This is a genomic window from Arcobacter sp. LA11 (assembly GCF_001895145.1).
Lineage (GTDB): Bacteria > Campylobacterota > Campylobacteria > Campylobacterales > Arcobacteraceae > Halarcobacter.
Genome location: NZ_BDIR01000005.1, coordinates 247,256 through 266,195, shown reverse-complemented (window position 1 = coordinate 266,195; position 18,940 = coordinate 247,256). Strand labels below are relative to the sequence as shown.

Here is an 18,940-nt window from a genome sequence, read left to right as displayed (position 1 = left end):
TTAAATTACCTTTTTTCTTCTTTTAAACTTTTTCCAATTGATAGATTTAATTTTGCTAAGGCAAGAGACTTTTGGTATTTTGCCATGATTAATGAAGCTTCATTTTCCCTAAAGATTGCCTCTTGTTTTAATAATTCTGTCATTGAAATTAATTGATTTTTGTACATAAGTTTTGATTGTTCTAATACTTCAAAAGCTAATTCTTTAGCTTCTTTTTTTTCTTTGAAGATTTTGTGTTTTGCATCTAGATCTAAAGTTGCTTTTTCCACTTGTAATTTTATAGCATCTTTTAATTGGTTTAAATTTAATGAAGTTTTATTAAATGCAATTTTACTTTTTTGACTTTGATATTTTCTTGTATTATCAAATAGTGTATATTTAATTCCTAAACTTGCTAAATAATAGTCTTTTTCGGAATCAAAACTTATACTATTATCATTTACCCCATATTCTAAGTGTGAATAAACTGTAGGTAGATAAGAGCTATTACTTATCTCTATATTTTTTTTCATACCTTTTTTATTTTCTTCAAGCATTTTTAAATCATCTCTATTTTTTAAAGCGAATTTATATAGTTGGTTTAAATTTTTATTTTCTTGTTCAAAAAGTTTTAGTTCTTTTACATCTATTATATTTTTATCTGATGTTAAAAATTTAAGATATGCAATAGCTATATCAAATTTATTTTCTGCTTCAATTATTTTACTTTGAACATTTAGTTCATATACTCTAGCTTGCTTTTTATCAATTTTAGTAACTAAACCCTCTTTATAAAATTCATTAGCTGATTTTACAAAAAAAGAGATTGCTTCTTTTGCTTTTTTTGTAGCTTTTATAAATTCCTTAGCTACAACTGCTGCATTATAAGCAGATAACACTTCATATTCTAAAGATTTTTTATTTTGATTTAGTTTTATATTTTGAGCTTTTAATTGTAATTTTAATATGTCTTTTTGATTTGATAATTTAAAACCTGTAAAAAGAGGAATATCATAAGTTATTTTAGTATTGAAATTATTTCTACTTTTTGGATGGTTTAGATTATCTGGTTCAACATTTAAACTACTAGGCCCTATAAATTCTCCTGCTCCAAAATCATCAAAAGTAGCTTCTCTTGAAGACAATTTGGAGTTAAATACGTGTCCAGCATGATTTGTTCTTGTCATTTCATGTGATAAATCTATTTTTCCATAAGAGTAAGATTCGATTTTTTTAATATCAATTTTTGAAGACTCAATATTTAATTTTTGAGATTTAATTTTATTATTATTTTTTAGAGTTAAATTTAAGGCATCTTCAAAATTAATTGTTTGTGAGAATGAAGTACTTAAAAGTAATAATAAATATAATAAAAACTTATGCATAATCTATCCTATGGTAATAATATTGGGATTATACAAAAAAATATTAAATATTAGTATAAAAAGAATTATTACTTATATTTATCTTCTGTTTTTTTAGAAATGTATGCTAGAAATATAACAACAATAGTAATAACTGTAAAGCTGATTATTTCGTTTTGAAAAGTTTCCATATGTTCCTTTTTATTTTAATATTTTGTATTCTAGTAAAAAAAGCTATAATTATGCAATTTTTTTAAAGGATAAGTATGTATTGTAAGAATTCAAGAGATTTTGAAACAAATGAAATCCCAAAAACAGTAAATGCAAAAATTGCAGTATTAACACCTAATGAGGATAAAGATTTTATAGTTAGAAAAGTTAGCTTAGAAAGTGGTGGTTCTATGCCAAATCATACAAATGAGATACAACACCAACAATATGTTTTAAAAGGTGAGGCAAAAGTAGTTATTGGTGATGAAGAGTATCATGCAAAGCAGGGTGATTTTTTATATATACCAGCAGGAGTTGCACATTATTATGAAGCCTGTTATGATAGTGAATATGAATTTTTATGTATGATTAATACAAAAGAGGATGAAATTAAATTAGTTTAACTTTAATATATTATGAAAAGTGACGGTTACGTCACTTAAAGGATTGTGCTAAATTTCCTATAATTAGAGCCCATCCATCAATTACAATAAAAAATATAATTTTAATAGGCAAGGATATCATAACTGGAGGAAGCATCATCATACCTAAAGACATAAGTATGGAAGCTACAATAATATCAATAACTAAAAACGGTAAAAATATTAAGAAGCCTATTTCAAAAGCAGTTTTTAATTCACTTACAATAAATGCTGGCATCAATAATGTTAATGGAACATCATCTATATTTTTTGGATTTTCTTCTTTTTTGATTCTATAAAATAGAGCTAAATCTTTCTCTCTTGTATTTTTTATCATAAATTCTTTGAAAGGTTTTACTCCTCTTTCAAAAGCTACTTCATAACCAATTGTTTCATCCATATAGGGTTTGATACCTAATTCCCATGATTTTTTAGCATATGGTTCCATAATAAAAATTGTTAATATAAGTGAAAGTGAAACAATAATCTGATTTGGAGGTGTTTGTTGTAATCCTAAAGCTTGTCTAAGAAGTGAAAATACAATCATAAGTCTTGTAAAACTTGTAACCATTAAAAGTAAAGTAGGGGCAAGTACTAGTAGTGCTAAAATTAAAGCAATATTTATAGTTTTTACAAATTGTGCAGGTTCCTCTAGTGCTGCTACTGAAAGGTTAATTATTGGTGCAGAAGCTTCTTCTTGTGCAAATAAAGAGATAGAAAAAATCAATAAACTAATAAGTAGTTTCAAATATAATCCTCATGTAAATTAGCGGTTATAATATCTAAAATATTATTAAATCTAAAGAAATTGAATTTTCTCTTTATTTCTTATTTTTTATATATCCAAGTTCTTCAAGTTTATCATAAATTTTACTTACAACTTCACCTACTGCATGACCACCATGTCCACCATGTTCTTGTATTACTGTTACGACATATTTAGGTTTTTTATATGGACCATAAGTTGTTAACCAAGCATGTGATCTATGATAATATTCAAGTTCGCTTTCTTTCATCCTTACTTTTTCAGATTGAGGTATAGTAACAACTTGAGCTGTACCTGTTTTTGCTGCTATTGAAACTTTTGAATTTATATATTTTGTTGCTGTTCCTTTTTTATGATGGGCAACATCATACATTCCCTGTCTCATAATATTCATGTGTTTTTTATTATATTCAATTTCTAAAGGTTCTTCATAATTTTCTTTTGCAAAATGAGGTTTAGGAAGTTTCCCAGTTGCCAAAAATGCTGTATATCTTGCTATTTGCATAGGTGTAACTAACATCTGACCTTGTCCTATTGAAGTGATTACTGTTTCTCCTATATACCATGGTTGTTTATATTTTTTTTGTTTCCAAGCTTTATTTGGGTTTGTACCAAAATATTCGTTTGTTTGGTCTATTCCTGTTTTTGCTCCAATACCATATTTAGCAAGAGTTTTTGAAATTTTATTTATTCCAACTTTTAGACTTCCTTTATAGAAAAAGTCATCACAACTTTCCCTAATCGCTTTTCTAAAACCTACTTCTCCATGACCTGAATGCTTCCAACATCTAAATTTTCGTTTTCCAAGTTTTATAGAACCACTATCATATACTTTAAAGTTTGGTTTTACATCATTTTCCAAAAATGAGAGTGCAATACCCATTTTTATTACAGAGCCTGGAGGGTAAAGACCATTTACTAATTTATTTGTAAATGGATGATTGAAATCATTTTTCATTACATTCCAATCTTTTACTGAAATTCCATCAACAAAGATATTGTTATCAAACTCTGGATAAGAACCTGCAGCTAAAAGCTCACCGTTTTTTGCATCCATTACAATTACGGCACCACTTTTACCTTTAAATATCTCTTGAATGTATTTTTGTAGTTTAATATCAAGTGAAATATTAATATTATTATCTACTTTTGGTTCATGTTCTTTTAGTAACTCTATCTCTTTATTTAATGCATTTACTTTTATATCTTTGTATGAAAGTTCACCTTGAAGTTTATTGTTATAAAACTTTTCTAAACCATTTTTACCTATTATTCCACTATATTTTGAGAAATCGTTATTTTCTATGTCTATTTTAGATGATTTTCCTACATATCCAATAATGTGTGAAGCATTTTTACCATGAGGATAAACTCTTTTTACTTCTGATTCTATTTTTATCGTATCTAATGAATTAAATAAAGTATATTTATCAAAAAAATCATCGTATGGTATATAATCAACAATCTTTACAAAATCATGTTTATATGAAGAGTCTAGTTTTTTATATCTTTTATATAAATCTTCTTTCTTTATATGTGGAAAGTGTTCATTTATTAGCACTACTAATTCATCTAAAATGTGTTTATTTTTATATGATCTAAGATGTGGTTTAATATTAATAGAAAAGCCTAACTTATTCATAGCAAGTGCTTGTCCATGTCTATCTTTTATTATCCCTCTATTAGGTACTTTATAAACTCTTTTAATATAATTTCTTTTTGAAAGCTCTTCATAGTATGTATTTGACTTAATACTTAAAAAATATACTCTTGAAAGAAGAGTTAAAAGAATAATAAATATAAATATAAGTATAAAATTTAAACGTTTCAAATTAAAACTCCAAAAAGTATAAAATCAATTATAAGGTTGGTAAATAAAGTAACTGCTAATTCATTTGAATAGTCATTATTTATTAACCATAATACATAAACACCAATATAGAATATACTAATATAGATATATGGATTTAGGGTGTTAAAGGACAAAACTCTTTTAATATATGGTGCAATAAAAATATAAACAAATGAAGCTAATAAGGTTATAGAAAATGCCTTAAAGCCATTATTTAGTTCGATAAATAAAAAACCCATTATTATAAATAATAAAGAATAATAGTATCTATTTTTTAAACATACAAAAAAGCCCATAAATAATATTCCTAAAAGCATTATAGGGAAAAAATATATAGAAGAAATAGTATTTACAATAATAGTTGTTAAAAATAGTAAAAATATAAAAATTGGATTGTCAAGATTATTGATTTTCATAAGATGCTAGTTCTTTATTTTTTTTTGGATTATATTATAATAATACTTACACTACTATCAAAAATTTCTTGATTCGAGGTCACGTTTTTTACGTTCTATTGTAGTTAAATCATAAATAAAGGAGAATATCTCTGAAACTGCTTTATACATACTATCTGGAATCTCTTTATCAATATCAATTGCAGATAAAAGTTCTACTAAGTCTTCATCTTTTTTTATTGGAACTTCATTTTTTTCAGCAATCTTTATTATATTTTTTGCAAGTTCACCTTTTCCTTTTGCAGTTACTTTTGGAGCTTTATCTATATCTATATCATAATTTAGGGCAACAGCTTTTTTAATATCTCTTTCTCTCATTTTATGCCTTAATATCTATTCCAAAACCAAGGTCAATATTTTGGTTATATAAATTTGTTTGATTTACTTCTTTGCTCTCTTCTTCTTTCTTTAAATCAATTATCTTAATATTTACAGGAATTAAATCAACAGAATTTAAAGCCTGTTTTAGTTTAGAAGAGTTTTCTCTTATTGATTGTTTAAAGCTATCTTTAGATGCATAGATTGTCAAATCTAATTTGTTTTTATCATATAAAGACAATAATAATTGCGTTTGTCCAAATTCTTTTAGTGATAAATTTATTTCACAATAAAACTTGTCTTCATTTAATTTTTTCATCGAAATTGAACCATCATCTAACATATCCCAAATAAATGGGATATAAACGCTATTACTATTAGAACTAATAGATAAAAGTTGATAGTACTCAACTTGCATTAACATCTTATCTATTTGTTTTAGAGTATCTTGAGATTTTACATCTGTTTTTCCTATTAATTCTTCTTGTATTTGAAGTAACATTGCTTTCATATCATTTTGTATAGGATTTTGTGAAATAGCTTTTTCATTTAATATTGATGGGTTTTGAATAAAGTTATTAACTATACCTTCTAGTTTCTCTACAGTTTTTATAATTGTTTGTTGTAGATTATTAGCTGGATTTGTAGACAGATTTAAGATACTCTCTTTTAGGTTCAAAATTAGATTATTTATATTTGATGAGAAATTACTTTGAAAACTGTTTAAATTTGTTGTTTGATTCAAAATAGTTTGTCCTAGCATTTTCAAATCATTTGGAATATCTATTTTTGAAAATATATTTTGAAAACTTTGTAATTTATCTATTATTTGATTAATTTGTTTTACGTCTATATTTTTAATATTTATGAGCTCAGCTTTTAATGATGCCAAATTTTGTTTTATATCTTGTGTTATTTGTACTTTTTCACTTTGTATATTTTGGTTTGATAAAATTTTATTTTCTAAACCTGAAATATTTTCAGTTAAATTTTTTAAATTTGAAACAATAGTTGAAATATTACTACTTTGTGCAGAAATATTTTTTGTATCAATTAAATTTGTTAACATATTTAAAAGGTTTCTTGGTTCTATTGTTGAACTATTTTTTGCAAATAAATTATTTGTTTGTAACAAGTTATCTATTTGTTTTAAAATTGTTTGGTTATTGGGTATATTCTTATTTAAAATCAATTCATTTTTTAATTGTGATAATACTTCATGAGCTTTAGTTGAAATAGCTTCTTTTGATTGAGCAAGGTTTACTTGTGGGTTATTAGTCACTTTTGATTCCAAAAGATCAGCTTTTGATGATAAATCTTTCAGTGAATTAGTAAGCACTGATAGATTAGCTAATTGTTTATCTCCTGTATTTTTGGATAATGTTTGTAACAAACTTACTATGGATTTTAGATCCGCATTATTTTGAGCTGCCGAACCTAATGTTTTAGCATTGTTTGTTAATAGTTTATCTATTAGACTTTCTACTTTTTTTGCATCTAATCCTGGAATATTTTTAATAATATCTCTTATTTGATTTAAGATATTTTCTAAGTTTTTAGGTAAAGATGTATTTCCTTTAGCTTGTTCTAATACTTTTGATTCTAAAAAAACACCTGATTTAGAAATTAAATCTTTTAAAGACTTCTCATCCATAGTTGATATATCTTTTAAAAAACTTTGTAATAGTGATTTATACTTAGATAAATTTGAGTCACTGTCTATTTGATTTAATAGTGTTGTAATGGATTTTGAAAAGGTACCTAAATCTTTAAATAGATTTGAATTCTTTAACATATTTTCTATAGTAGCTTTATTTTTGTCACCAGTTTTCAAATCAGAAAATAGATTTTTTAATATATCTCCAACTGTAGTATTACCACCTTTTAGACTATTTAGAGTTTTTGCATCTGCCTCTTTTAATACGTCTTTTAGAACTTTATTTTCATTTGGCAATAAAATATTTAATAAGCTATTGTTTGAAACTAACATAATTAAAGTATATCATAAATATGGAATGGTGACTATTAAATAATATTTTTAAATATTAGTAAGTATTCTAATTGACATAATAAGTAATTTTGTGTAGAATTTCGTGATTAACATAAGGTTGAAAATGAAGTTTGAAGTAGTAATCCCAATTGATGGGTGCGAAAATGAAAAAGAGTTTGAATTGTCAAGGTTAGATGACTTTTTTTCGGTAATAAAAGGAGTTGAAACGGGTGTTGCATTAAGACTAATGAGTTTTGGTGCTTTAAAATCTCTTGCTTTTGAACTTCCTGAAGACTTTAAACAAAAACTAGAAATAGAAAGTATAGAAGATATTTCAATTTTTTATATATTTGTACTTCAATCACATGTGTCTGATTCATCAATGGATATTTTTGCTCCTGTAATAATGAATAATAAATCCCTGAAAATGGGACAAATCCACTTGAATCTTTCAGAATTAGGACTTGAAAGTCTTAATGATATACTTCCAAATTTCTAATAGTAAACTAAATTTTATAAGCTTTTTTAGATATAATCTTTTAAATTTTAATGAAGGATTTATATGCAAGATATAATAGTTTGGCACAATCCAAGATGTTCAAAATCTAGAAATGCATTAACTTATTTAGATGAAAAAGGAATAATCCCTACTATTTATAAATATATGGACGAAAACCCAAGTGTTGATGAATTAAAAGAGATATTAAAACTTTTAAATGTTGATGTTAAAAAATGGATGAGAACAAAAGAAGATATTTATAAACAATTAAATTTAAAAGATATTGAAGATGAGAATGAGTTATTAGAAGCTATGGCTAATAATCCAAAATTAATTGAAAGACCAGTTGTAATAAATAAAGACAAAGCAGTTATTGCAAGACCATTAGAAAATATTGATACAATTTTATAATAATGGCTGAGATACATGAAAAACAGTTAAGAATAAGATATATTCGAGTTCTAGAGAAGTTCTTTACTAGAACTGTTTCCTTACTTAAACTTGAAAACTTTGATACTGAGCTTTTTAAAGAAAGAACTTTAAAAAATTATGAAGATATAAAAAGAGTAAAGGCTGTCGATTTAAATTCTAAATATTTAGTAGATTTAATAGCTTTTATAAATAAAACTTTATCTTACTTAGAAAATCATACAGATAGTTTTGAAGATGAAAGAAATACTCTTTTAAAAGATGCGAATCTTTTACAAAAAGAGAGAAATCGAAATTCATATAGAAAAGATAAACATAAAAAGTCAAAATTTGATGATGGATATTAATGGCCAAAGATAAAAAATCTACAGAAGTAATTGATGAACACAAAACTTTTAATCTAAGTGGTGTTTTAAAAAAAGTACTTTATAAAAATGATGAGACAAAATATACTATAGCTGTACTTGAAAATAATCAAAAAATTTGTGGAACATATTTTGATACAGATATTGAAAAAATAGTTGGTGAAGAAGTTATTTTAAAAGGAAATTGGACAACTCATAAAAAGTATGGAGTCCAATTTGAATTTGAAACTTTAGAGCTTAAAGAAGCTGAGATGTTCTTTTTTCTAACAAAAATTGTAAAAGGCATTGGTAAAAAGTTTGCCCATGATTTACTTGAAAAATATGATGAGGAAGAATTAGTAGAAATACTAAATGAAAGACCAGGAGAACTTTTACAGTTTAAAGGAATAAAAGAGAAAAAACTAGAAAAAATAGTTAGTTCTTGGCAAAAATTTAAGCATTTAAGAGAGCTTGGAGCTTTTTTAGCACAATTTGGTGTAACTTCAAATCTTATAACAAAAATATACTCACATTTTAGTGAAGTTGATAACTTAATAGATAAAATCAAAAAAAATCCATATATTTTAATTCATATAAAAGGCATAGGATTTAAAAGAGCAGATGAGATTGCTAAATCTTTAGGAATTGATCCTATGTCTGAGTTTAGAATAAATGCTTGTATCAACTATACTTTAAGAGAGTTTTGTGATAACAATGGAAATTCATCAATAGATAAATCCCATCTTTATAAACTTCTTGATGAATCTTTACATTTTAAAAATGAAGAAGAATTATATGAGCAAGTAGTTACAAAAATGCTTGTAGAAGAAGATATCTTTCAAACAAATGAATATAGACTCTCTCCTGCTATGTTATATTTTGCAGAACGTCGTATTATGGAATTTTTTCAAAGACGAGAAGGCGAGCAGAATAAAAAGATTATAAAAGCTTTTGATGAATATTTAGAAAAAAAACAAAAGTCTTTAGGTTTTGAATTAAGTCCTGAACAGAAAAAAGCAGTTGAAATTATAAATGAAGGGCATAAAACTCTGTTTTTGATAGGTTATGCAGGAACAGGTAAATCAACTTCAAGTAGGGCAGTGTTAGAGCTTCTTGAAGAGATTGTCTCTTATGATGATATTATTACTATAGCTTTAAGTGGAATTGCTTCACAGCGTATTTCTGATACTACAGGATATAATAGTTCAACTATTCAATCACTTTTTGTAAAACATGAAGATAAAGACTTTTTCCCTCATAAAGTAATTTTACTTGATGAAGCATCAATGGTAAACTCTGTTATGTTTTATAATCTTATTAAAAAAGTTTCAGATGATACAATTTTTATAATAGTTGGAGATGATGGACAGTTACCGGCAATAGGTGCAGGGAATATATTGGGTGATGCAATTAAATTTGAGTTGGCACCTATTTGTAAACTTACAAAAATTTATAGACAAAGTGATGATCAAGCAATTGCTGTAATTGCAAATGATATTAGACAAGGAAATATTCCAGAGTATAATGAAGAATATCAAGATTTTAAATTTGTAAATGTCTCTATTGATAACTACTATGCTGTAAAAAATAGTCTAAATCAAAATGAATTCTCAAATGTAAGAGCACAAATTAGTGAAAGTATTTTAAATACAATTTTAAATATTTCTTCACACTATATACAAAGCTATTATGATTTTATAAAAGAAAAAGATATATCAAAAGCTTTGACTCTTTTTCAAGTAATTACTCCTATGAAAGCAGGACCTTTAGGAGTTGAAAATATAAATATGCAACTTCAAACTCTGTTTAATCATACTAAAGGTAAAGCCTATAAATCAAAGCTTTATGAGTATAAAATGACTGATAAAGTAATTCATATAAAAAATGAAAATATGAAAGCTCAAACTATGCAAATGTATAAAACTGGTTCAACAGAATTTTTAGAAAAAAGAGTTTTTAATGGTCAATTAGGACTTATAATAAAACTTGATTTTGAAGAAAATCGATGTATTGTTTTATATCCAAATGATGATATGGTTGTTTTTTATGAGTTTGATGAGTTATCTTCTCTTCTTTCTTTGGCATACTGTTTAACTATCCATAAAACACAAGGTATGGAGTATGAAAATGCTCTTATTCCTATGACTTTTTCACATTATATAATGCATAACACAAAGCTTTTATATACTGCAATTACAAGGGCTAAAAAAATGTGTTTTATAGTTGGAGAAGAAGATGCTTTTAAAAGTGCTTGTAAAAGAATAGAAACTACAAAAAGAGAATCTGTAATAAACGATTTATTATCAAAAAATACTTAGAAAAAATATTTACTACTTCTTTACCTACTTAAAAGCAACTTTTTTGTAATATATCTAAAATTTTTTAGAGGATAATATTTTATGATAACTTGGATGCAGAAACACAAGAAATGGCTTGTTATAACGATTTGGATAAGTACAATAGCATTTGTTGGGGCTGGATTCGTCGGCTGGGGTTCTTATGATTACGGTTCAAAAGGTGGAGCAGTAGCGGTTGTAGGCGATAGAGAAATTAGTGTAGACGAATATCAAAGAGAATACTCATCGTTATATGAACAATATGCAAGAATCTTTGGAGAACAGTTTAATCAAGAGATGGCTGATAAAATGAATTTAAGAAAAGCTGCATATGAGTTAACAGTTCAAAAGAATCTTATTCTTTCTTATGCAGATGAATTAGGTTTTGATGTTACAAATGAAGAAATTGCTAAACAACTAGTTCAAATTCCGGGATTTATAAAAGATGGAAAGTTTGACAAAGATACTTATATTAGAGTTTTAAATCAAAATAGAACAAATCCAACTGAGTTTGAAGCATCAATGAAGAGAGATATCTTATTACAAAAAGTAGAATCACTATTTAGAGTTCAAGCAAATAAAAATGAGATTGAAAACTTAAACAAGTTACTTTTTTCAGAAGATGATATTTCAATTAAAATATTAAATCAAGATGAAATAACTGTAGATGTAAAAGATGAAGATGTTAAAAAATACTGGGAAGCAAATAAAAATAACTATAAGTCTCAAACAGCATACGATTTAGAGTTTAATGAAGTACCTTTAGTATCTGAAACTTTTTCTGATGAAGATATTGCTAATAACTATAGTAAATTTAAAATTGACTATAAAAAAGAAGATGGAAAAATTAAGTCATTAGAAGAAGCCAGAGAAGATATTATCAAAGCTTTAAATTTAAAAGCGACAAAAAAAGTAGCTCTTAAAAAATACCTTAAAATAAAAAAAGGTGAAGAAAATTTTGATAATAAGAAAACAGTTTCTGAAGATAAACTATCTTATTCTACTGAAAATAATGGAAGAATTCAAAAATCTATTCCTGGTGATTTATTAAAGCCTTTCTTAGAAGGTGACAAGTATATTATTGTAAAAGTAGTGAATAAAATTTTCCCTAAAACTTTATCTTATGAAAAAGCAAAAGATTTAGCTTCTGCTGATTATGCAAAAGTAGCTAAAGCTGAAAAATTAGAAACAGAAGCTACTTTGGCATTAAAAAACTTTACTGGTACAAATATTGGTTATGTTGCTAGAGACTCTTTTGATAAACTTGAAGGCTTAAATAAAGAAGAGGCATTAGGATTTTTAAATAAACTTTTTGCATCTGCTGAAAAAATGGGTAAAATTAATGTTGGAAATAAAATTGTTCTTTATAAGATAAATGATACAAGATTAGCTTCATATGATAAATCAAAAGATGAAGCAGTAAAAACGACAATTAATAATTTATATAATCAAGAGATGATGAATAACTTAGTAAAAAGTTTAGAAAATAGATATGAAGTTCAATCTACGGAAATTAAGGAGTAATAGTTGAATAAAACTCTTTTAGCAATTGATATTGGGTCAGCAAATATAACTGCAGTTATTGCACGAAATAATTTAGACTATAAAATCAATATCTTAGGAACGGGTTCATATAAAAGTGATGGTATTAATAAAGGGGTTATTTCTAATATTGAAGTTGCTTCAAAATGCATAAAAGAAGCTGTTTTACTTGCGAAGAGAAATACAACTGAACAGATTGATTCAACTGTTGTATCTATTTCTGGAGCTTATACAAAAGGAATTAGAAGTTCTGGTAGTGTGAATATTCCAAATGGATTAATTACAGAAAATGAGATTAATCAAGTTCTTCAAATGGCTTTATACAATGCTACGATTATTCCTGAATATGAAGTAGTTCATGTAATTCCTATCTTTTTTAAGATTGATGATTCAGCAGATGTTGAAAATCCATTAAATATGAATGGTTCGAGATTAGAAGTTTCTGTATTTGTAGTAACTGCAAAGAAAACTGCACTTACAAATGTACAATCTGCACTTAAAATAGCAGGAATTTCAGTAAATAATTTTGTATTAGATTCATATGCAACTGCGATATCTGTTTTAGATGAGCAACAAAAGAAATTTGGTGCAACAGTTATAAATATTGGTGCAACAACAACTGAGTTTATTTGTTATAAAGGGACATCTGTTATTTATAATGGTTTTATTCCTGTTGGTTCAAATCATATTACAAATGATTTATCTGTTATGCTTCATACTCCTCCTATTGCTGCTGAAAAGATTAAAACAGAATATGGAGATTTACTAAAAACAAATGAAGAACTAGCTAATAAAAAAGTTAGAACACCAAGAATAGGTGATGAGAAAAATTCTTCAGAAGTCTCTTTAGAACATGTTCAAACTATTATTCATGCAAGGGTTGAAGAAGTTCTTTCTTTAGTTAGAAATAATTTAAAAAAGAGTGGTATTCACGAGAACCTAGGAACGGGGATAGTTATTACTGGTGGTATGAGTAAATTAGAAGGGATAAAAGAGTTAGCTACATTGGTATTTGATAATTTACCAGTTAAAATTTCTAATCCTATAAATATTAAAAATGGATATATGAGTTTTGAAGATCCTAAAATGGCAACAATTGTTGGATTATTACTTTATTCTTTAGAACCAAATAGAAATTTTGAATTAGATTCAAATAAGAATCTAATAAAAAAAGTAAAAATAGAAGAAGCTCCTCAACGAATTGAAGAACCTATTTCTACTCCAACACAAAAAGCTAAGCCAATTGAAAAAGAAGAAAAAATAAAAAGTGAAGAATATATAATTAAGGGTGATCCTAATACAACAATACTACCAACTATCTCAAAAGATAAAAAAGGTAAAGGAATGTCAAAATTCTGGAATGTTATTACGGAGTGGTTTTAATGAATGAGAATCTATTTAAGGTGGACGATATAAAAGTGGAAATGCCAAATCAAGCGCTATCTGATAATGTAGCTAAAATTGCTGTAATAGGTGTTGGTGGTGGTGGTTGTAATATGGTCAATCATATGATTAATGAAGGTTCTCATAAAATTGATTTAATCGCAGCAAATACTGATTTACAAGTACTTCATATCTCAAAAGCTCCTAAAAAGATTCAATTAGGACTTAAACTTACTAAAGGTTTAGGTGCAGGAATGAAACCAGAAATTGGTAGAGATTCTGCTGTTGAGAGTTATGATGATATTAAAAATTCACTAAAAGGTGCAGATATTGTATTTATAGCTGCTGGTCTTGGTGGTGGAACTGGTACTGGAGCCGCTGCAATTATTGCAAAAGCTGCAAAAGAGATTGGAGCACTTACTGTTTCAGTTGTAACTAAACCTTTTACTTGGGAAGGTAAAAAAAGAGCAGGATTGGCAAATCTTGGTCTTGAAGAGATAAAAAAAGTATCTGATTCAATTATCGTTGTTCCTAATGATAGATTATTAGAAATAATTGACGAAAATGTAGGTATGAAAGATGCCTTTAGAATTATTGATAATATTTTATACCAAGCAGTAAATGGAATGACTGAAGTTATTTTAACTCCAGGTAACTCTGATATTAATACTGACTTTGCTGATGTTAAAACAATCATGCAACACAGAGGTATGGCTTTAATGGGTATTGGTAAAGCAAAAGGTGAAAATGCAGCGCAAAGAGCCTTAGAAGACGCTATAGATTCTCCTTTACTTGATAAAGTATCTCTTGGTGGTGCAAAAGGTATTTTAATTCATTTCAATATTCATCCTCAAGTATCATTATTCGCTATCAATGATGTTATGTCAAGTATTCATGATACTATTGATTCAAATGCTGAAATCATATTTGGTACAACTTCTGATAGTACACTTGAAACAGATGAAGTTAAAATTACTATTGTAGCAACTGGTTTTGAGTCTAAAAATGATTCTGCTGAAGTTGAGACAAAAGAAAATATTGATGATGGAAGTCAGAAACTATCTTCTGATGATGAAAACTATTTAGATATTCCACCTCTAATGAGAGATTATAAAGTACAATATCAACTATAAAGAAGAGTAATTTTTTACAACTCTTCTTTACTCTTCAAAAATAACTACATCATAAGAGCTTTTTTTAATCACTAATGCTTTAGAATTTGGCACTATGCCAAATTTGTTTATATCTTTTAGTTTTACCTTATACGATTCTACTTCTTCTTCTAGAGAGCTTATTTTGTCATTTAACTGTAATATTAAATCAACACCAGCTAAATTTATACCAAGTTCTCTTGTAAGTGTAAGAACATATTTAATATGATCAATATCTTTTTGTGAATATAGTCTTATTTTTCCATTTGTTCTAGAGGGTTTTATTAAACCCTCTCTTTCGTATTGTCTTAAAGTTTGAGGATGTATACTTAAAATATCTGCAACAGCAGAGATTAAATAGACAGGTTCATTGTAGGCATTAGTATCCATGTATTAACCCTTTAGATTGTTTCTGGTAGTTTTTCTTGAAGCTCTGCTATTAAAGCTTCATCAAGTTCATCTATTTTTGGCAATACAATATTTGCTTTTAAATATAAATCACCTTTTGAACCAGCTTTTCTATTTAGTACTCCTAATTCTTTTACTCTAAACTTTTGATTTTGCTTAGTATTTTGTGGTACTTTTAGCGTAATATCTTTATGAATAGTTTTTATCTCTACTTTTCCACCAAATAATGCAGTTTTTAATGGAATATCAAATGATTTAGTTAATGTAAATTCATCTCTTTCATATTCTGGACTATCAGATATATTAACTTTGATGATTAAATCTCCTCTTTGTCCTTGATAAGATTTTCCTTTACCTTTTGCTCTAATTTTTTGACCATCTTTTATCCCTTCTGGAATTTTGATATCAAAAGAGTCATTGTTTAAAGAGATATGTTGTTTTCCTCCAAGAATTGATACATCAAATGCAATTGTAATTTGTGCTTGTGTATCTAAATCAGGTTCAGCAAATCCACCTTGTCCTCCAAATCCGCCAAAACCACCTTGACCACCAAAAGAAGATGAACCAAAACCAGCTCCTCCTCCACCAAACATTTGTCTTAAAATATCATCTAAATCAACACCTTGACCTTGACCACGTGCAAAATCATGGAAGTTTTGACCACCAAACATAGAATCACCATATTGGTCATACTGTTGTTTTTTTTGTGCATCACTTAAAACTTCGTAGGCTGCATTTATTTCTTTAAATTTTTCTTCTGCATCTTTTTCTTTATTTACATCAGGATGATATTTTCTTGCTAATTTTCTATATGCTTTTTTTATTTCATCTGTTGATGCATTTTCACTTACTTCTAATGTTTCATATAAACTTTTTGCCATTTATTTTCCTAAAATTTTCTTATATTTATATATATTTTATCAAAAACTTGAGTCAATGTCAATCAAGTTTAAAATGATATGTTAGCAATTAGAATCAATATCTGAAAAAAAAGAATTTAATAGTTGAGTCTTTATAACTAAATTACTAAAGTTCTCTTTAACTATATTTAATCAATTTTTTGCTAATTTCAATTATGTTTGAAAAAGATGAATGGACACAACAAGAGCTTTATAAATATACAAAGATTTTAGATAAAGAAGGTGTAAAAGTAGTATTAGTAGATACTATTTTAAAACCAATTGAAAATATAGAAACAATTACATACAATCCTTACGAAATGTTAGAACTACCAGAAAGTACGGTATTTGTTTTTTATTGTGATACTGGAAAAGTTACAAAAGAGAGATTAAATTATTATAGAAAAAAGTTTCCAAATTATAGATGCATAAGTTTAAGAGGTGGAAGAGGATATTGGAGACCAAACTATCAGCTTTTAGATGAGATTGATAAAAATGTCTAAAGAGTATGACTTTGTAATAATTGGAGCAGGAATTGCAGGCTGTAGCACTTCTTATTTCTTATCAAAAGAATCAAAATCTATTTTGTTAGTAGATAGAAACTGTGATATTGCACAAGGTGCAAGTGGAGCAGCAGGTGCATTTTTATCTCCACTTTTAGGAAAAGCAAACAAGTTTAAAAGTTTAGTAACTGAAGCTTTAAAATTTTCTACAGAGTTTTATTTAAAGAATATGCCAGAAGATATTATAAATTGTGGAGTTGTTAGAATTCCAAAAAATAATAAAGATAGAGAAAAATTTAACTCTTATATTCCATATATGGATTTTCCTTTTAAAGAGGAAGAAGATGGATATTTCTTTGGAATAGGTTCTCAAGTAAATCCTTATGAAATATGTAAAAATTTATCTAAGGATGTAGAAAAAAGATTTAATTATGAAGTAGGGGATATAAAAAAATTAGATAATTATTGGCTAATAAATGATGAAATAAAAGCTAAAAATCTAATACTTACTACAGGTGCAGATATATCTTTAGTGGAAGAGAAATATTTTAATATTAGAGCAGTTTGGGGACAAAAAATAGATATTTATTCTACAACTTGTATAAATAAAAACTACCATAAAGAGTGTTCTGTATCAGTTTCAAAGTTTAATAAAGATAAAAAGAAAAATTTAATTTCTATTGGTGCAACACATCATCGCTTTGAATGTGATTTAGATGTATGTAATCATTGTATAAAAACTGCAAATATAAATAAAATGTTTTCTCATAGTTATGGTGAAAATAGTGTTAATAGTGATACAGAAAAACTTTTAAAGTTGGCAAATGAGATAAAAACTCTTGATGATGTTGAAGTTTGTGATATAAAAATTGGAGCACGGGCTTCTAGTGTAGATTATTTTCCTATGGTTGGTAATTTAATTGACTCAAAAATAACCTTAGAAAAATTTCCACATTTAGTAAATGGCTCTCATGTAAAAGATGATATGTTAGAAACTATTGATAATTTATATTTAATAAATGGTGTAGGGGGAAGAGGTTTTGTTTTGTCTCCTTATTTAGCAAAAAAATTAACTGATCAGATTTTCAAAAATAATTTTTTAGATGAAGAGATTAAAACCCATAGATTGTTTAAAAGATGGGTGAAGAAGAATAAAAAATCTGAAAGAAAATAGCAAGTTTTATATCTGTGATTTTATATTTAGGGTTTATATTATAAAAATTTTATGATTAGATAAATATATTTTTAAATTTGAAACAAATTTATCTACTTTAGTAATTTTAAGTATGTACTAAGTATGTTCATTTTGTACTAAAAATGTACATTTGGTATTGTTTAATTTTATTTATAAAAAGATTATAAAATTTACAAAAGCCTTTATTTAGGCTTTTGTTGAGGCAAAAAAAAGAAAAATTTAAATATTTTAGTTAAACGACGATTAATATTTTATAGATACAATCTATGTACTAAATTTGAAACAAGGATATCAATGGCAAATTTATTAAAAGTAGTTTTTTTAGGATTAGCTGGTTTTGGACTTTTAGTTTTTTTAACTGCAGAAAAACCTAAACAAATAGTTGCTAATGAAAATGTAATAAATATAGTAAAATATAATTCTTTACCAAAAGATTTTGAACTTGTTGGTATTGATGAGAAAATTAAAAGAGAAGAACTTTTTAAGAAAAATCAAAAAGCTCTTATTATAGTAGGAAATCACGACTCACTTGCAGTTGTAAAAGAATTGCCAAAACTTTTTAAACTTGATATTCCATATATTATGGTTGCAAATATATCAGCTGCACCGTGGTTTGTAAAAAAAATGTTTATTCCTGGAAAGCTTGAAGAGTTGAATCAAGGAAGTAATATTCCTATGATTTATGATTTTGAAGGTGGAATGGTAAAATCATTAAATGTATTAGATAATTCAAAAATAAGATTTTTTGCGTATCTTTTAAATAAAGATGAAACAATATCAAAAATTTATGAAGGAAAAGTAAAAGAGGGTGCTTTAGATGGTTCAATGAATGAATCAGAAAAAAAAGCAGCTTTAGAGCCTTTATATAATCTTCTTAAGTAAAGAATCTTCTTTA

Annotated in this window: 19 protein-coding genes; 11 read left to right on the top strand and 8 right to left on the bottom strand. The window is 26.5% G+C overall.

The window, feature by feature from the left end:
• Positions 1 to 5 precede the first annotated feature (5 nt).
• A complete protein-coding gene (locus BT997_RS07275) occupies positions 6 to 1,364 on the bottom strand; it encodes a TolC family protein (RefSeq protein ID WP_072680779.1) in 1,359 nt (452 codons plus the stop codon).
• A 245-nt stretch (positions 1,365 to 1,609) separates the two neighbouring features.
• Here BT997_RS07275 and BT997_RS07270 point away from each other — a divergent pair, with 245 nt between their 5' ends.
• Positions 1,610 to 1,957 (top strand): cupin domain-containing protein, encoded by a 348-nt coding sequence (locus BT997_RS07270; RefSeq protein ID WP_072680778.1) that lies wholly within the window; start codon positions 1,610 to 1,612, stop codon positions 1,955 to 1,957.
• A 31-nt stretch (positions 1,958 to 1,988) separates the two neighbouring features.
• On the opposite strand, the gene fliP is transcribed toward BT997_RS07270, so the two are convergent.
• The 5 genes from fliP to BT997_RS07245 form a co-directional block, all read right to left on the bottom strand.
• Positions 1,989 to 2,723 carry a flagellar type III secretion system pore protein FliP gene (gene fliP, locus BT997_RS07265; RefSeq protein ID WP_072680777.1) on the bottom strand — a complete coding sequence of 245 codons (735 nt, stop codon included), beginning with the start codon at positions 2,721 to 2,723 and terminating at the stop codon, positions 1,989 to 1,991.
• 73 nt (positions 2,724 to 2,796) lie between these two features.
• A complete protein-coding gene (mrdA, locus tag BT997_RS07260) occupies positions 2,797 to 4,572 on the bottom strand; it encodes a penicillin-binding protein 2 (protein ID WP_072680776.1) in 1,776 nt (591 codons plus the stop codon).
• On the bottom strand, positions 4,569 to 5,009 hold the full coding sequence (locus BT997_RS07255; protein ID WP_072680775.1) for a hypothetical protein: 441 nt from the start codon (positions 5,007 to 5,009) through the stop codon (positions 4,569 to 4,571). Before BT997_RS07255 ends, mrdA begins: the two co-directional genes overlap by 4 nt.
• Positions 5,010 to 5,066: 57 nt before the next feature.
• On the bottom strand, positions 5,067 to 5,366 hold the full coding sequence (locus BT997_RS07250) for an EscU/YscU/HrcU family type III secretion system export apparatus switch protein (RefSeq protein ID WP_072680774.1): 300 nt from the start codon (positions 5,364 to 5,366) through the stop codon (positions 5,067 to 5,069).
• 1 nt (position 5,367) lies between these two features.
• A complete protein-coding gene (locus BT997_RS07245) occupies positions 5,368 to 7,356 on the bottom strand; it encodes a hypothetical protein (protein ID WP_072680773.1) in 1,989 nt (662 codons plus the stop codon).
• Positions 7,357 to 7,480: 124 nt separating this feature from the next.
• Between BT997_RS07245 and fliW the strand changes: the two genes are divergently transcribed.
• From fliW to ftsZ, 7 genes are all read left to right on the top strand, one after another.
• A complete protein-coding gene (gene fliW, locus BT997_RS07240) occupies positions 7,481 to 7,855 on the top strand; it encodes a flagellar assembly protein FliW (protein WP_072680772.1) in 375 nt (124 codons plus the stop codon).
• A gap of 63 nt (positions 7,856 to 7,918) precedes the next feature.
• The gene (gene arsC / locus BT997_RS07235) at positions 7,919 to 8,266 is read left to right on the top strand and encodes an arsenate reductase (glutaredoxin) (protein ID WP_072680771.1); all 348 of its coding nucleotides are present in this window, start codon (positions 7,919 to 7,921) and stop codon (positions 8,264 to 8,266) included.
• Between the two features lie 2 nt (positions 8,267 to 8,268).
• Positions 8,269 to 8,631, top strand: a complete 363-nt coding sequence (locus BT997_RS07230; protein ID WP_072680770.1) for a hypothetical protein — start codon at positions 8,269 to 8,271, stop codon at positions 8,629 to 8,631.
• On the top strand, positions 8,631 to 10,946 hold the full coding sequence (locus tag BT997_RS07225; RefSeq protein WP_072680769.1) for an AAA family ATPase: 2,316 nt from the start codon (positions 8,631 to 8,633) through the stop codon (positions 10,944 to 10,946). Before BT997_RS07230 ends, BT997_RS07225 begins: the two co-directional genes overlap by 1 nt.
• A gap of 81 nt (positions 10,947 to 11,027) precedes the next feature.
• Positions 11,028 to 12,488, top strand: coding sequence for a peptidylprolyl isomerase (locus tag BT997_RS07220; protein WP_072680768.1), 1,461 nt, complete (start codon positions 11,028 to 11,030; stop codon positions 12,486 to 12,488).
• A 3-nt stretch (positions 12,489 to 12,491) separates the two neighbouring features.
• A complete protein-coding gene (gene ftsA / locus BT997_RS07215; RefSeq protein ID WP_072680767.1) occupies positions 12,492 to 13,889 on the top strand; it encodes a cell division protein FtsA in 1,398 nt (465 codons plus the stop codon).
• Entirely contained in the window at positions 13,889 to 15,022 is a 1,134-nt protein-coding gene (gene ftsZ, locus BT997_RS07210) for a cell division protein FtsZ (protein WP_083568543.1), read from the top strand. The genes ftsA and ftsZ overlap by 1 nt, the downstream gene beginning before the upstream one ends.
• 27 nt (positions 15,023 to 15,049) lie before the next feature.
• On the opposite strand, the gene BT997_RS07205 is transcribed toward ftsZ, so the two are convergent.
• Positions 15,050 to 15,430 (bottom strand): heat shock protein transcriptional repressor HspR, encoded by a 381-nt coding sequence (locus BT997_RS07205; protein WP_072680766.1) that lies wholly within the window; start codon positions 15,428 to 15,430, stop codon positions 15,050 to 15,052.
• A gap of 11 nt (positions 15,431 to 15,441) precedes the next feature.
• Positions 15,442 to 16,329 (bottom strand): DnaJ C-terminal domain-containing protein, encoded by an 888-nt coding sequence (locus tag BT997_RS07200; RefSeq protein ID WP_072680765.1) that lies wholly within the window; start codon positions 16,327 to 16,329, stop codon positions 15,442 to 15,444.
• Between the two features lie 194 nt (positions 16,330 to 16,523).
• On the opposite strand from BT997_RS07200, the gene BT997_RS07195 reads away from it, so the two are divergent.
• The 3 genes from BT997_RS07195 to BT997_RS07185 all read left to right on the top strand — a co-directional run bounded on the left by BT997_RS07195 (position 16,524) and on the right by BT997_RS07185 (position 18,927).
• On the top strand, positions 16,524 to 16,850 hold the full coding sequence (locus BT997_RS07195; protein ID WP_072681041.1) for a hypothetical protein: 327 nt from the start codon (positions 16,524 to 16,526) through the stop codon (positions 16,848 to 16,850).
• Entirely contained in the window at positions 16,828 to 18,024 is a 1,197-nt protein-coding gene (locus tag BT997_RS07190; protein ID WP_258239443.1) for an FAD-dependent oxidoreductase, read from the top strand. The genes BT997_RS07195 and BT997_RS07190 overlap by 23 nt, the downstream gene beginning before the upstream one ends.
• A gap of 315 nt (positions 18,025 to 18,339) precedes the next feature.
• Positions 18,340 to 18,927 carry a hypothetical protein gene (locus tag BT997_RS07185; protein WP_072680764.1) on the top strand — a complete coding sequence of 196 codons (588 nt, stop codon included), beginning with the start codon at positions 18,340 to 18,342 and terminating at the stop codon, positions 18,925 to 18,927.
• Positions 18,928 to 18,940: the final 13 nt, after the last annotated feature.